Annotated in this window: 12 protein-coding genes; 9 read left to right on the top strand and 3 right to left on the bottom strand. The window is 32.8% G+C overall.

Annotation, left to right across the window (positions count from 1 at the left end; genetic code table 11):
- The first annotated feature begins 133 nt into the window (after positions 1-133).
- From CQ058_RS10310 to CQ058_RS10285, 6 genes are all read left to right on the top strand, one after another.
- Positions 134-1114, top strand: coding sequence for a tyrosine-type recombinase/integrase (locus tag CQ058_RS10310; protein ID WP_105589686.1), 981 nt, complete (start codon positions 134-136; stop codon positions 1112-1114).
- A gap of 124 nt (positions 1115-1238) precedes the next feature.
- Positions 1239-1955 (top strand): hypothetical protein, encoded by a 717-nt coding sequence (locus tag CQ058_RS10305; RefSeq protein WP_105589685.1) that lies wholly within the window; start codon positions 1239-1241, stop codon positions 1953-1955.
- A gap of 479 nt (positions 1956-2434) precedes the next feature.
- Positions 2435-4552 (top strand): type I restriction-modification system subunit M, encoded by a 2118-nt coding sequence (locus CQ058_RS10300; protein ID WP_219845057.1) that lies wholly within the window; start codon positions 2435-2437, stop codon positions 4550-4552.
- Positions 4552-5925 (top strand): restriction endonuclease subunit S, encoded by a 1374-nt coding sequence (locus CQ058_RS10295; protein ID WP_105589683.1) that lies wholly within the window; start codon positions 4552-4554, stop codon positions 5923-5925. The genes CQ058_RS10300 and CQ058_RS10295 overlap by 1 nt, the downstream gene beginning before the upstream one ends.
- 42 nt (positions 5926-5967) lie before the next feature.
- Entirely contained in the window at positions 5968-8955 is a 2988-nt protein-coding gene (locus tag CQ058_RS10290) for a type I restriction endonuclease subunit R (protein WP_105589682.1), read from the top strand.
- A gap of 165 nt (positions 8956-9120) precedes the next feature.
- Entirely contained in the window at positions 9121-10059 is a 939-nt protein-coding gene (locus tag CQ058_RS10285) for a restriction endonuclease (protein WP_105589681.1), read from the top strand.
- 445 nt (positions 10060-10504) lie between these two features.
- Here CQ058_RS10285 and CQ058_RS10280 read toward each other — a convergent pair whose 3' ends face one another.
- Together CQ058_RS10280 and CQ058_RS10275 are read right to left on the bottom strand one after the other, a co-directional pair.
- Positions 10505-11176: a DnaB-like helicase N-terminal domain-containing protein gene (locus tag CQ058_RS10280; protein ID WP_105589680.1), complete on the bottom strand. Its 672-nt coding sequence runs from the start codon at positions 11174-11176 to the stop codon at positions 10505-10507.
- Between the two features lie 110 nt (positions 11177-11286).
- Positions 11287-13035: a DEAD/DEAH box helicase family protein gene (locus CQ058_RS10275; protein WP_105589703.1), complete on the bottom strand. Its 1749-nt coding sequence runs from the start codon at positions 13033-13035 to the stop codon at positions 11287-11289.
- Positions 13036-13289: 254 nt separating this feature from the next.
- Between CQ058_RS10275 and CQ058_RS10270 the strand changes: the two genes are divergently transcribed.
- From CQ058_RS10270 to CQ058_RS10260, 3 genes are all read left to right on the top strand, one after another.
- Entirely contained in the window at positions 13290-13565 is a 276-nt protein-coding gene (locus CQ058_RS10270) for a hypothetical protein (RefSeq protein WP_258169457.1), read from the top strand.
- Positions 13552-13752 carry a hypothetical protein gene (locus tag CQ058_RS32865; protein WP_105589679.1) on the top strand — a complete coding sequence of 67 codons (201 nt, stop codon included), beginning with the start codon at positions 13552-13554 and terminating at the stop codon, positions 13750-13752. Before CQ058_RS10270 ends, CQ058_RS32865 begins: the two co-directional genes overlap by 14 nt.
- Before the next feature lie 86 nt (positions 13753-13838).
- Positions 13839-14264, top strand: coding sequence for a hypothetical protein (locus tag CQ058_RS10260; protein ID WP_105589678.1), 426 nt, complete (start codon positions 13839-13841; stop codon positions 14262-14264).
- Positions 14265-14295: 31 nt separating this feature from the next.
- Here the strand turns inward: CQ058_RS10260 and CQ058_RS10255 are convergent, their stop codons facing one another.
- The gene (locus tag CQ058_RS10255; RefSeq protein WP_105589677.1) at positions 14296-15051 is read right to left on the bottom strand and encodes a hypothetical protein; all 756 of its coding nucleotides are present in this window, start codon (positions 15049-15051) and stop codon (positions 14296-14298) included.
- Between the last annotated feature and the right edge of the window lie 296 nt (positions 15052-15347).

Genomic DNA, 15347 nt, shown 5'->3' with positions numbered 1-15347 from the left:
AAAGATGTAACGCTCATCTTGTAATTGGTAAAAGCCAATAAACATGATTTCAATCCAATAAATATTTTGATACATACCCAATGAATGATTTTTATTCGTTGGGTATTTTTTATTTGTGAAAAGGAGTGATTTCATGAAGTTATCGGAAACGGAATGGTATTTAAATGACTTCTTAATTTATTGTCAGAGCAAAAATCTATCACCAAAAACAATCTCATCTTACGAGCAAACCTTAAAACTATTCCTATTATGGTTAAAAAATGAACAAGACCTTGAGGAAGTTAACTATGTAAAAGCGGGACATATACGACAATATATTGCTTATGTTCAAGAGCGTGGTAAATATACGGTGGTAAGTCGTGAAGATTCAATTCACAGTAATCATCCACAAAACCGAATGGACTACAAAAAAAGCGTTAGTAACGTAACCATTAACAACTACATTCGAAATATTAAAGTATTTTTCAATTGGCTGCATGAAGAAGGCGAAATAAGGAAAAATCCTGTAGATGGTATATCGACGATAAAAACGGAACGCAAACAGAAAAAGGCGATAACAAAACAAGAGTTCCAAAAGTTGTTAGATGTGTTTGATTATACAAAATTTCACGGTTATAGAAATAAAGTAATTGTTTTGTTGCTACAAGACACAGGGTGCCGAATAGGAGAAACTTTAGCAATTAAAGTCGATGACATAGACTTCAAACATCGTATGATTTTGTTGAAACACACCAAAGCAAGACAGGAGCGATATGTATATTTTTCACAGACACTAGCACGTGAATTGAAACATTATTTGCAATTTAAAGACAGATACACGGAAACCGAGTTATTATTCCCCACAACGAAAGGAACTGAGTTGACAATACATTCCTTTGAGAAACAATTAAGACAAGCTAGTGACAAAGCTGGTGTGTCTGTACACCCACATCAACTGAGAAATAACTTCGCACGAGAATATTTGATGAATGGTGGAGATATTTACACGTTATCACGAATTTTGGGACATTCATCAGTACAAGTTACGGAACAGGCATATATGGACTTAACACGAGAAGAAATAGCGAAGAAATATCACGAACATTCGCCACTAGCGAAATGGAAAGTTAGATAAAAATAAAAAACGAGCGGATTATAGGACGGCCATCCTACCACTCGTTCTCACACAACAAATCCCAAAGGACTCGTCATGTTCATTTTAGCATGATTGTTTCCTTGAATCAAAAGGAGAATGAAACATGTTATTAAATGGAAAGCCTGAAGAATTAACACGTTATTCAAAATTGAAATATGATGCAAAGTTATTCATTCAAAAGGCTCACGAAATGTGGGAATACAGTGATTTACAGATTAGATGTGTGTACTTAATATCCGACTTAGCAAAGAAAGGTTGTGGGGTGTTCAGTATCGCATATGGCACATTTCAAAAGATGTTTGCACAACGATTTGATATGAAAATATCATTATCAACTGTTAGAAGATTTTTCGCCTTGATGGAGAAAATCGGTCTATTATCAATCAATGAGGCCAAACGAAAAAATGAGCAACAATCCGCTAATGTATACATTGTGGAGCAACAATGCGACGAACCACAACATGAACAACCTGTAGAACACCCTTCTGAACATCAAAATACTGTTTCTAAAGAAACAGAAAACGATAAACAAAAAACTTTAAATAATAATAATGTTAACAATAGCGTTATACAAAACGATGTAATACATGATGAATATGTGTTTGCGAAAAAAAATGGAATCGGCAAAAAAATGTTCTTCAAGGTGGTTGATGAAGTTAAAAATAAAAGTGGCATTAATAACATTGGTTCATATATACGTGGAGCGATTAATAACATAATCAATCACATATCATTCCGTAATGGAACACGTATATATGATAATCCTCGTAGTCAATTGTTTTATAATTGGTTAAATGATAGCGGACACGAAACGGTATAGATTTCGATAACTTATTAACTTTTGCTCGAATAGTTTCCGTCTGCTGTCCGTGAATAAGATGTTTCAAAAACTGGGGTGATGTGCCCAGTTTCAGATATCTATTCGAGGGCATAGTTGGACGTGACTTTGCGGTGTATACAAAAAAATACCCACGTACCAAATTAACGGAACATAGCTGAACAAGATTGTAAGTTAAAGGGAATTTGTTTTTTTTAGGAATTAATGTTAAATAAAAAGGTGAACGAAAACGTTTTTTCACCCCTTTCTTAATATTATTATTTTGTTTTAGTTCCATTTATAAGGATGATAAATGAGAATTTTCTTTTTATATGAGAGTTTATGCCTAATAAAATTTTCATTTTATGTGTAATTAAAAATTATACCGTTAAAGTAATGAGTTAAATTTCTACAAATGTTGCGTTTCTTATACCTTAAGATTTAAAATCTAATTATGTATGATAATAGAGGAGCGAGTAGTTTTGAAAAATTTTCAAGATAAAGTAAGTTTTATATGGACAATTGCGGAGCTTTTACGAGGCCCATACAAACCAGAGGAATATGGGAAAGTAGTACTACCATTGTGTGTGTTACGTCGATTTGACTGTATTTTAGATGTTCAATTTGAAATACCCAGTGATGCCACAAAAGCAGTAGAACAAGAATGGAAAGAAAAAATACAAAATTGGCGTAAAAAAAGCAATAAGAATGAAAGTGAACAGCCAACAGTTAAAGAAATGATTCTGGAGGAATATCAAAATTATAAGGAATTAGCGCCAGATGTACGAAATAAAATTTTACAATCTAAATTCGGATTAAGTTTTATTAATGTAAGTAACTTTGACTTTGAAAAGTTAATAACAATTGACTTTGATAGTATTGATGCTAATTTACAAGATTACATCAATGGATTTTCTAAAGATGCTTATGAAATTATCGAGTATTTTGATTTCGGTAAACAAATTGAGAAGATGGAACGTAACGGATTATTATTTTTAGTAATCCAAGCATTTAAAGGTTTGGATTTACACCCAAGTCAAGTATCAAATATTGAAATGGGATATATCTTTGAGGAACTGATTCGTCGTTTTAGTGAACAGGGTGAAGCGGGTGACCACTATACACCGCGTGAAGTCATTAAATTAATGATTAACTTATTGTTCATGGAAGACGAAGATGTACTAATAAAACCAGGAATCGTTCAATCAATTTATGATTGTTGCGCTGGAACTGGTGGGATGGGTTCTGTTGCACAAGAATATATACAAGAGTTAAATCCAACAGCAGATGTTAAGTTTTTTGCACAGGAAATTAATGAAGAATCATATGCGATTTGTAAAGCAGATATCTTGATTAAAGGACAAAGTGCTACAAATATTCGCTTCGGTAATACACTATCAGATGACCAATTCAAGGATGATGACTTCGATTATATGATAACAAATCCACCTTATGGGGTTGAATGGAAACCAGCAGAAAAAGCAGTTAAAGCAGAACACAATAAAGGTTATTTAGGTCGATTTGGTGCAGGATTACCTCGTATTAGTGATGGACAATTATTGTTCTTACAACACTTGGTATCCAAGATGAAGCCAGTTACAGAAGAAAATCCAAAAGGTTCACGTATTGCAATTATCATGAATGGTTCTCCAATGTTTACAGGAGATGCTGGAAGTGGTGAAAGTGATATTCGTAAGTATTTATTTGAAAATGATTTAGTTGAAGGTATAGTTGGACTGCCAGAACAACTTTTTTATAACACAGGAATTTCAACATATATTTGGATTTTATCAAATAAAAAATCACCTGAGCGTAAAGGAAAGGTTCAATTAGTAAATGCTGTTGATTTTTATCAGCGTATGAGAAAAAGTTTAGGAAGCAAACGTAATGAAATTTCAAAAGAACAAATCGACGAAATCATTCGTATTTATGGAAGTTATAAAGAAGGAGACTACTGTAAGATATTTGATAACGAGGATTTTGGATATAAAAAAATTGTTGTTGAGCGTCCACTACGTTTAAGCTTCCAATTTACACAAGGACGTATTGAACAATTATGGGAGCAAAAAGCATTTCAAAATCTTGCCTCATCACGTAAACAAAGTGAAGCTGGACAACAAGAAATTGAGCAAGGAAAGAAAACACAGAAAGTTATTATCGATGTGTTAACTTCATTAATTGATGATATAGTATATAAAAATCATGAAGAGTTTACAAAGTTATTAAAAAAGAAATTTAAAGAAGAAAAAATAAAAATGGGAGCTCCTGTATTAAAAGCAATACTGACAGCATTAGGTGAAAAAGATAAAACAGCAGATATTTGTTTTGATAGTAAAGGAAAGCAAGAGCCAGATACGGAATTACGTGATACAGAAAATGTACCATTAAAAGAAGATATTCAATTATATATGGAACGTGAAGTTCTTCCTCATGTTCCAGAAGGCTGGGTAGATGAAAGTAAAGCAAAGATTGGTTATGAAATTCCATTTACGAGACATTTTTATGAATATACAACATTACGTTCATCAAGTGAAATAGTACATGAAATACAAAGCTTGGAACAAATGATTTTTGAGCAACTGAAGAAGGTGATAGTGTAATGGTTTTCAAAGAACTAAAAGATATCTCACCAATAGATTGGATTGGTGAGATTCCTAATGAATGGTCACTTAAAAAGTTGAAATATTTAGTGTGTACTGTAAAGGGTTATGCGTTTAAATCTGAGTTGTTTGAAGATAATGGTGTTCCAATTATAAAAACTACAGATATAAAGAATGGTGAAGTAAAAGAATGTAATACATTTATTAATGAAGAGCTAGTAAGTGATTATGAAAATGTTCGCTTGAAAGAAAATGATATCTTGATGAGTACAGTAGGTAGTAAACCTGAGGTAGTTAATTCCGCTGTAGGTCAGATTGGAAGGGTACAAAAGAAATATGAAGGAGCCTTACTAAACCAAAATGCTGTTATTTTAAGATGTAAATCAGAAGATGTGTACAATGATTATTTATACTATTTTTTAATTAGCAATCCATATAGAAAGTATTTAGATTTGCATGCTCACGGTACAGCTAATCAAGCAAGTTTATCATTGAAAGATATTTTAGATTTTTCTATGCCATTACCACCTATAAATACTCAAATTAGTATTTCGAATTTTTTAGATGATAGACTACGTAATCTAAATTCATTGATTCATTATAAACAAAAATTAATAGCTCTTTTGCAAGAACAGCATCAATCAATCATTACAGAAGTAGTAACAAAAGGATTAAATCCTAATGTGAAAATGAAAGATTCTGGCGTGGAATGGATAGGCGACATTCCTGAGCATTGGGAAGTAAGAAAGTTGAAAAATATGGCTTTCGTACAGGCTAGTAATGTAGATAAAAAGTTGCATGAAAATGAAGAAGAAATTTTGCTGTGTAATTATGTTGATGTTTATTACAATGATGTAATTAATAAAAAAATAGAGTTTATGAAGGCCACGGCTAAAAAAGAGCAAATTGAAAAGTTTACATTAAAAGAAAATGATGTGATTATTACTAAAGATTCGGAGTCTCCATTTGATATTGCTGTACCTGCATGGGTGGAAAAAGATTTACCTGGTGTCCTATGTGGATATCATTTATCCCACATAAGACCCAATCAAGAAAAGTTGATTGGGAAGTATCTATTGTACTGTTTAAAGTCAGATTTTATCAGACAACAATTCTACTCAAGTGCAAATGGTGTCACAAGATATGGTTTATCTAAGGATAGTATTAGAAATGCATTATTTCCTATGCCACCTACAAATGAACAAATAGATATTGCTAATTATCTTCATCGACAAAATGAAGTAACGATTCAATCAGTATATTTTATAAAAGAGCAAGTCAGAAAAATGAATGAGTACAAGCAATCATTAATTGCAGAGGTAGTAACGGGTAAATTAGATGTATATGATTATGCAAATGTGGAAAAGGTGTAACTCCTTTTCCTTGTTTCTTTGATAAGAAGGTAGGGGTGAAACATGGCAATTGATTATAGTGAAAAAGGTTTTGAGAGAAACGTTGAAGAAAGTCTAATAGATAGTGGATTTGTTAAACGGAAACTTGATGGAAAAGCTCTTGATGAGTTTCGTGAGTTTGCAATTGATGTTGATGTATTTTTTCAGTTTCTTGAGGAATCGCAGCCTAAAGAATTAGCACGATTACAGAAAGCGCATGGTGAGAATTATAGAAGGAAAATCATGTATCGCTTAAATCGTGAGTTAAGCATTCGTGGTATGATTGACTGCATTCGTCATGGCATTCGTGATACGGGCGTGACACTTCGACTAGCCTATAATAGGCCGTCTAGTAATATGAACCAAACACTTATAGATTTATATGGGAAAAATATTTTTACTATATACCGACAAGTGTTCTATAGCTCAGACAATCAAAATAGCGTTGATATGATGATTTGCTTAAATGGATTGCCGATTGTTGTAATGGAACTGAAAAATCATCTAACAGGTCAAACAGTTGATGATGCTAAGCGACAGTTTATGGAAGATAGAAATCCGAATGAAGTACTATTCTCATTCAAAAAACGTACAATAGTTTATTTTGCTGTTGATACTGATGAAGTTTATATGACAACATGTTTAAACCGTCATAAAACATTCTTTTTACCATTTAACCAGGGCAATGATGGTGGGAAAGGAAACAAACCGAGTGAAGAAAGTACATATAAAACAGCGTATCTTTGGGATAAAACATTACAGAAAGATAGTTTACTAGATATTTTATTCCGTTTTGTGTATTTAAAAGTTGATGAAATAAAAGATAGTACGGGTGAGATTGTTTTAAAAGATGAGCGTTTAATTTTCCCGCGTTATCATCAATTAGATGTTGTGCGAAAACTAGAAGTAGATGCAAAAATGAACGGTGCAGGACGAAACTATTTGATTCAACATTCGGCTGGGAGTGGAAAAACAAATAGTATTTCATGGTTGGCTCACCGTTTGGCGAAATTGCAAGGGGATGATGAAAAAGCATTATTTAATAGTGTAATTGTTATTACTGATAGACGGGTATTAGATAAACAACTACAAGATGCTATTTATCAATTGGAACATCGAGCAGGTGTTGTAGAGAAAATCGATAAGGATTCAAACCAATTAGCACGAGCGTTACAAAATGGCACTAGAATTATCATTACGACATTGCAAAAATTCCCGTTTGTTATGGAAAAGGTAAGTGATTTAGGTGATGGAAAATATGCAGTTATCATTGATGAAGCTCATTCATCTCAAACTGGGAAATCAGCAACAGCATTAAAAAACATATTATCAAATCAAACATTAGAACAAGCAATGGAAGCCGATAAGGTTACAGAAGATAATATAGATGAAATTGAAGAAAAAATATTAGAAACGATTATCAAAAGTGGGAAACAAGATAATTTATCATTCTTTGCATTTACGGCTACTCCAAAAGCGAAAACATTGGAAATGTTCGGTGAGAGAGGTAAGGATGGAAAACCAAAAGCGTATCATGTTTATTCGATGCGACAAGCAATTGAAGAAGGATTCATTCTAGATGTATTGAAAAATTATATGACATATTCAACGTTTTATAAAGTTTCCAAGACTGTTTCAGAAGACCCAGAGTTAGGTGGTAAAAAGGCTACAAAAGCAATTGCACGATTTGTATCGTTACATCCTCATAATATCGCACAGAAAACTGAAATTATAATAGAACATTTTAGACAAGTCACACGACATAAAATCGGTGGCAGAGCGAAAGCAATGGTTGTAACAGGTAGTCGCTTACATGCGGTTAGATATAAGCAGGCCTTTGATAAGTATATTAAAGAAAAGGGATATACGGATTTAAAAACTCTTGTAGCGTTTTCAGGAACCGTTGATGATAATGGAACACAGTATACTGAACCTTACATGAATGGGATTGGTGAAAAAGAGCTTCCAGAGAAATTTCATACGGATGAATACAAGGTATTACTCGTTGCTGAAAAATATCAAACAGGTTTTGATGAACCACTATTACATACGATGTACGTTGATAAGAAGTTAGATGGGGTAAAAGCTGTTCAAACTTTATCACGCTTAAATAGAATATGCAAAGGTAAAAATGATACTTTTATTTTAGACTTTGTGAATGATGCTGAAGATATTCAAAAAGCATTCCAACCATATTATGAAGTGACAGGATTAGAAAGTACAACAGACCCAAATATTTTATATGATTTGCAAACAGAACTAGATATGTGTCAGGTATATACACATGAAGAAATTGACGATGTAAGCAAGATTGAATTTAAGGGCAGTCACAGAACGCATCTCGGACAAGAAAAATTAAATTCAATATTGGATAAAGCTGTTCAACGCTTTAATCATGAGTTAAATCAAGAAACACAGGATACATTTAAAGGTGCAACATCTAAATTTGTTCGTACATATGCTTTTATTTTACAAATCGCTCCTTTTGCTGATATTGAATTGCATAAGTTATATGTTTTCTTAAATTACTTGCTTCGTAAATTGCCACGCAATGTTTCGGAAAATGTGAATATTGCGGATGATGTAGCATTAGAATACTATCGTAATCAAAAAACGTTTGATGGAAGTATTTCACTAGCTAAAGAAGGTGAAGTTGATTTATCACCAACTTCATTCGGAAAGTCTGTTTCAAATGAAGAAGAAAAAGTTACTTTATCATCTATCATTGATAAGCTTAACAAAAAGTTCAGCACAGATTTTACAGATGCTGACCGACTAAGTTATGAACAAATCAAAGCTGATAGTATGAAAAGTACTGATATGGAGCAAAAAGCTAAAAATAATACAAAAGATAATTTTAAATTAAGTGTTGATGATATAGTAACTAATATTGCAGTTAATCGTATGGGTAAAAATCATAACTTCTTCTTAAAAGTAATTGAAGACCCAGAGTTCCGAAAATTATTAATTGATGAACTTGTTGACGATGTATATCAAGAGTTGAGAGGTTAATAATTTTTTATTATCCGTGTCCATTTGTCTAGCAAGATAAAAAATATGTCTTGTGGGATAAATGGGCTTTTTTATTATAAATTGAATGTTGTTTTGGCTATACTGATTATAATTACACAATGTGTTCTCAATTACATAATAAAAAATATTGAGAGGGTGTTGTAAATGAGTATTCCAAAACATCAAGATGTACGACTACCATTATTAAAAAGTCTTGAAGATGGTATTGTGCATACATTGAAAGAATGTGTTGTAGAGCTGGTAGATTATTTTCAGTTAACTAAAGAAGAACGGCATGAACTACTTCCTCAAACTAACAGAACTAAAATATATGACCGAGTGTATTGGGCAAAAACACATTTAAATATGGCAGGTTTAATTGAGTCATTAGGACGTGGGAAGTTTAGAATTACTCAAGAAGGAAACAAATTGTTGAAGCAAAACTTTTCTGAAATTGAAGATATACATTTAGAACAGTATCCTGAGTATGTAGAGTTTTTAAAAAGAAGTGGAAAGAAATTTATTAGTAAATCGGATAATAGCGTTAGTAGTTCAATTGCAGTATTAGAAAAGAATTATGAAAAAATTGAAGATACACCCAATGAGATTGTTGAACTTGCTTTTAAAGAACTGAATATAGTCATGGCAGAAGAATTATTGGAGAAATTAAAAGAAATGGATTACTTTAAGTTTGAATATGTTGTTCTGGAAGTACTTGAAAGATTGGGATACGGCCCTCATAAGCAAGTAACAAAGCGGACTGCTGATGGTGGAATTGATGGAATCATTTCTGATGTATTAGGTTTAAATAAAATTTTTGTACAAGCTAAACGTTGGTCTGATACTTCAATTAATGAAAGAGAACTCCAAAGATTTTCTGGTGCACTAGACGGTGTTGGAGGGGATAAGGGAGTATTTATTACAACATCTTTTTTTGTAGAAAATGCTCAGAGATATATTGCTAAATTACTCCCAAATAAAAAAATTGTATTAATTGATGGGCTACAATTAGCCCAATATATGATTGAAACTGGATTAGGAGTATCGGTTGCAAAGGTATATGAAATAAAGAGGTTGAATTTGGAATATTTCACAGAAGAATAATAAAATGGTAAAGCAACAGTTATACAATACTGTTGTTTTTCTTATGAAAGTACATGTGGTAATAGCAAAATTTGCAGTGTTTTTTATATAAAAGTTGTAGGTTTTTAATAAAAAACACGCAATTTTCTATAGATTTCTGCATAAAAACCACATAAAAATGACGTGAAAATCGCATGTTTTTTATTAAAGTTGGGGATGGGAATCCATCAGTGGTGCGGTTCTACGCAATTTTTCACGTCTGAAAAACGTCATTTTCTCGATTTTTCTGATTAAGGGGGGCGATTTTTTAGTTTCTCTGCACCCTTCTGTCCTTTCGTTCCCCTTAGTTTTTTTCTTTTTTGACAGGGGGCTGTTATTTATATTTTGCTATTCTTGACATTTCTATAGTTTCCGTATTTTTGATTTATACTATATGAACGAAAGAGGAACCATAGTAATCCACCAATCATTTTAATTTATCTTGCAATAACTGCAACTCTTGTTTGCGCTTCCTCAACAAGGATATATGTGAATCTATCAACTGTTGTTGGTCTAATAGTAACTGTTGCATATCACTGTTACCTGTTCCCAACGGTATCAATTCGCTTTCTAATTCTTCATAAGTTAAAGCTCTAACACGTTTATTACTTCTTGATAATAACGGTAAATCGGTTTGCAAGTAATCATGCACACTTCTTATATCAACGCCAGCGCACGCAAAGTGTTGCATTAACGTATGTTTCTTTAGTTCACGATAATGTATTTTGAATGTGTGTTTATTGGACAATTCAATTGCATTTCCCATGTAATAAATACCGTTACAATCTTCCCAAAGTTCATATAATTCTTTGTCAGTCGATAAATAATTATCAATATCAACTTCCGTTAACCGTTTAATCGAATTGTCTTTACAAACAATATCTTTAATTGCGCTGAATACCATTTGATGAAATGTTTGTACGAAATCATCCTCGCATAAAGTCATCCTTGGATTTAATAATAATTGCGGATATTTCGCTAGGATGCCTAATACTTCAAAAATGCTCCTAATCGGATTTAAATCAACCTTTGCCTCTACTGTTAAATTTGTTTTAAAACCAACCTTTAATGGTTCGCCAAACCCATGATTATGTTCCATTATAATTTCTCCTTTTATTTTCATATTTTTGTTACGGACAGTAAACGGACGTAATTCAATCAACTTATTAAAATGTCGTAAATTATTGTCCGTCTGGTGTCCGATGTGATTTATATTTTTTCAATCGTCCAGATTGTTGTTTTTTCTCCGCCAATCGTTTTACGTGTTTTGTTAATTTCAAAATCATGCTCCTGTATAAATTTGTTAATGTTCTTTAAACTTGCCAGTCGATTGCTTTTCTTCGATGCCCCAAAGTGATAACTGATTTTCTCCTCAAACTCTCGTCTTGTGTCATTCATAAGTTGTACGCCTTCAAGAGATTCCAAATACGGTTGCAATTCATTTGCTACACGATTGGTAAACTCTTGTTTCTTGTTATCGTAACTACTCGACCATTCAATTTTTGATGGACGGTCGAACAGTTTCCGCACGAGTAATTGATAATTGCGTACAATATTTTTCTTCGTAACAGTTTTGGATGCGCCTGTTTCATCTGTTGCGTCAAATTGGTCTTCCATCAGTAACGGAATGATGTACTTTCTTTGGAATATCAGTAATCCCACATAATGCTCGTTTTGTAAGTAATGGCGATTCAATTTTAACTTTGCTATCCTTTCGTACATTTCCTCGTCTTCATATCTTGCCAAGAACATTTTGTACACTTTTTCCAATGTTATCTCGTCCAATTTTTCATCGGTGTATGATGCCTGATTCATTTCAAATTCCTTTATGGTGGAATCTCTGAACATATCAAACATTTCATCATGATAATTGTTGTATTTAATGCAAATGTCGATTGAATCATTTAACTTTTTGTATGTGTTGCTTAAAATCTTTTTACTTTCAGTTGTGAACCATACTGTTAATCTGTCGTTCTCGTCGTCTACATCAAAACGCTTGCGACCTACCATTTGTTGAATTTGTATATGGTCGAATTGATTCAGAAGGATGATATGTTTCAAGTCCTTGTCCTTTAAATCAATGCCGTTATCAATCGCTTTATTTGCAATCGCTCCTTGAGTTGCAAATCGTTTATCCTGTACCAACAATCCGATTTTCCCTTGCATCTCTTCATCTTTCAGGCCACGGAATATACCATCACGTGGTTGAATCCACATAGAATGATAGTATTCTACGTCATATCCTTCTTCATTTAGCTCTTCACATAAATTTGCAATCATTCCTCGTGCCTTTACATCTTCTACAAATACCAACCATTTTTCATCTTTAGGAATGTCCTTCAGGATTTCCTTCAATGGTTTGTTGGAACAAATGAAATTCATCCTGTGTTCCCATCCCAATTCTTTGCGGTAATCCAAGAATGGACTCGGTTTAATATTTCTAAATTTGAAATGCTCGAGAATTAATTGTGGTGTTGCCGTAAATAAGATGACAGGCTTTGTTTTCGCTACTTCAATAAGTTTTGTCATGATTAATACCGTAGTAAGATTCCATGCGTCTGAAATAAAGTAATGCGATTCATCGCATATGATAATGTCCGCTTCGGCGATTGCCATGATTGTGTCTTTGGTTGTTGATACCTTTTGATAACTACTTACATCAACGCTTTTGGAATCGTACGCTTCGATTTGCTTACGAAGTTGTATTACATCATCTTCAGTCTTAATCCGTACTGCCGTCCGATTAGATAATAATAATGAATTTGCGCTTGCGTAATTATGATACTTACCAGAACCAAATGCGTGTTTAGTATTTTCAAACATTGGTTTGATTAATTCGTTGATGATAAATGTTGATTTGCCTGTTCCTGTAGGTGAGGCGATTAGACTGAACCCTGGTTGTAAAATATCTTCCACATTTTCTTTGGTGATAATGTCTGTAATGTAATTTCTTTTCATTTCAAATATCCTTTCTGTTTGTGGGACATCAAACGGCAAGTAATCGAGCACTTATATACTAGTTGTCGAACTCTTGGGCGTTTAATGTCCGAGTTGTTTAAATTTTTTTTCGTGTCGTTTTTCTCTACACGGTCATTATAGTGTGAAATTTTTTTTGTAAGGTCTGCCAACGAAATTTTAATAATTTTTATTTAAGAATCATTACAAATGTATTATAATATATAAAATGGAATAAATTAGGAGATTTATTTAAAATGAAAAGACAAAACGTATCATCAGCAATTGGAGCACTAACGACATTATTTTATGTGCATCAAGATACATACATGGGAATCAAGATGATTTACAAAAAGACGCTTGCCATGGACTTAATAAAAGCGGGTTTCGACCTTGAATATACGACACGTAATAGGAAAAACAGGAAGTATCAATGTTACGCTTTTGAGGACTCAGTTGAATTAAGAAAAAGTATTGCACGAATAAATAATCAAAGATACAAGGGATACCCAATAGGCAATGAAACGGAATAGGAAAATATTAATATCGGAGAAAGTACAAACGATATTGTTATTCGTTTCCGTAGTAGTAATGATGCTAATGTTCGCTATGACCGTGTGGGACGACTTGTTTCATAAGGATGATGAAACTATAAGGCAAGAACAGGAAAGGGAGGAACGACGACTACAACGTTTAGAAATGATTAAGAATATGAAGTAAAGATGTCCTAATGGGCATCTTTTTCATATTCAGCAAGAATTTTCATAGTATACTAATATTTGGGTATTTATATTAGGAGGATTAAAATGTTGAAGAAATCAGTATTAGCAGTTGGTTTATCGGTTGCAATGTTAGCGGCTTGCGGCGAAAAAGAAGCGGTTCAAAAGGAGCAGCCGAAAGCACAACAAACAACAGCGAAAACAGAACAACCAATAGATGAGCAAACACGAATGATGAAAAGTTTTGAACGTAGAACCAAGGAAATTAAAGAGTATTTCGGCGATACTGTTACAACGGTTGAATTAAAAAAAGAAAATAACTTGTATGTCTTATATGTTTTCGTTGACAAAACAGCATTGTCAAATGCAGACGAAGGCCTACGGGAAAATTTCGGCTACAGAACGAGAACAAAGTTAAAAGACGCCGTTGCGCAGAGTGGCTTGCAAGAATACGGCAAAACAACCATAAGATACTTCACATCAGATGGTAAAACAGAAATTGGATTTGAATAAGCACTCCTGTAGGAGTGCTATTTATTTGAAATTATACTAAACTTTCTTCTTTGCTGTAATGTATACTGATTTGGATTTTCCCCGCTTTTATTTCTCCAAGATTATAAGCTATATCTCTAATATTTCCTATATTTAATAGTATGTCGTTCTCTTGAGGCTTTTTGAGAATATAACGAAATTCTTTTTGGAATTCAAAGAATTTGCGTTTATAAAGGAGCTTTCTTGCTGGATTTGATTCTACTACTTCTAATGGTAGTGGATGGGATTCGGTTTCATCATCATAATATGTAACTTTCCCACGAGTCCTACTTAAGTTTTCTCCTTTACAGGCAACATCCATTCTTTCAATAAATTCATCCATATCTGTAAAAACAATTAAGTCTCTACCAGCAAATTGTTCAGAAAATTTTTTTACTACTTCTGACTTTAAGGTCAGTTTATTTTGTTCTTCATCTATATCAAAATCATTTTTAAAAGAGAGTATTACAAAACAGCATATTGGACAGTCTTTTAAATTACTATGTGTGTGACGAACAATACCTTTTTCAAAGTTAAGAGGCAATTCTCTTCCATCCTCAGTAATGATAAACACTTGGTCTTCTTGTGGATTCATTATTCGACTCCATACCCCTTCTCGTTTATCACCAATACCTTTATTACTTTGCTTTTCTTCCAAATCTATAAAATGTCTATTTCTAGAAAAATAAAAATTTCCATCTAACATACTTTCTGCATATTGGCTTTCTACACATTTCAATAATATAAAAATATCTTGTTCTTCAGTCAAATAACATTCCTCCTATGTATGAATATTTAATTTATTCCATTATATCACATTTTATAGAATATACGTTCTGTTTTTGTTGTGTATTTTATTTATATATGAAGAAACTTGTCTCACAGAGGATAGTGCATGTTTGTTCACAATTTCGCCGCATTTTCGACTTTACGATTAAATTCGTCTCAATATAATAGCGGTGTAGAGAAAAACAAGCATTCAAACGATACATTATATGAAGGGAAAATAAAAATAAGAAAATTCTATTTGGCTTCCTTACATAACGCAGTCAATCAATATAATAG

The sequence above is a fragment of the Bacillus sp. MYb56 genome, assembly GCF_002976445.1.
Lineage (GTDB): Bacteria > Bacillota > Bacilli > Bacillales > Bacillaceae_G > Bacillus_A > Bacillus_A mycoides.
Note: the sequence above shows the minus strand (reverse complement) of the source record. Positions and strands in the feature narration are given on the sequence as shown.

Bases quoted from the DNA above. Each gene is read 5' to 3' on its own strand.
- CQ058_RS10310 (WP_105589686.1), top strand. From the start codon at position 134: ATGAAGTTATCGGAAACGGAATGGTATTTAAATGACTTCTTAATTTAT.
- CQ058_RS10305 (WP_105589685.1), top strand. From the start codon at position 1,239: ATGTTATTAAATGGAAAGCCTGAAGAATTAACACGTTATTCAAAATTG.
- CQ058_RS10295 (WP_105589683.1), top strand. From the start codon at position 4,552: ATGGTTTTCAAAGAACTAAAAGATATCTCACCAATAGATTGGATTGGT.
- CQ058_RS10290 (WP_105589682.1), top strand. From the start codon at position 5,968: ATGGCAATTGATTATAGTGAAAAAGGTTTTGAGAGAAACGTTGAAGAA.
- CQ058_RS10285 (WP_105589681.1), top strand. From the start codon at position 9,121: ATGAGTATTCCAAAACATCAAGATGTACGACTACCATTATTAAAAAGT.
- CQ058_RS10280 (WP_105589680.1), bottom strand. From the start codon at position 11,176: ATGGAACATAATCATGGGTTTGGCGAACCATTAAAGGTTGGTTTTAAA.
- CQ058_RS10275 (WP_105589703.1), bottom strand. From the start codon at position 13,035: ATGAAAAGAAATTACATTACAGACATTATCACCAAAGAAAATGTGGAA.
- CQ058_RS10270 (WP_258169457.1), top strand. From the start codon at position 13,290: ATGAAAAGACAAAACGTATCATCAGCAATTGGAGCACTAACGACATTA.
- CQ058_RS32865 (WP_105589679.1), top strand. From the start codon at position 13,552: ATGAAACGGAATAGGAAAATATTAATATCGGAGAAAGTACAAACGATA.
- CQ058_RS10260 (WP_105589678.1), top strand. From the start codon at position 13,839: ATGTTGAAGAAATCAGTATTAGCAGTTGGTTTATCGGTTGCAATGTTA.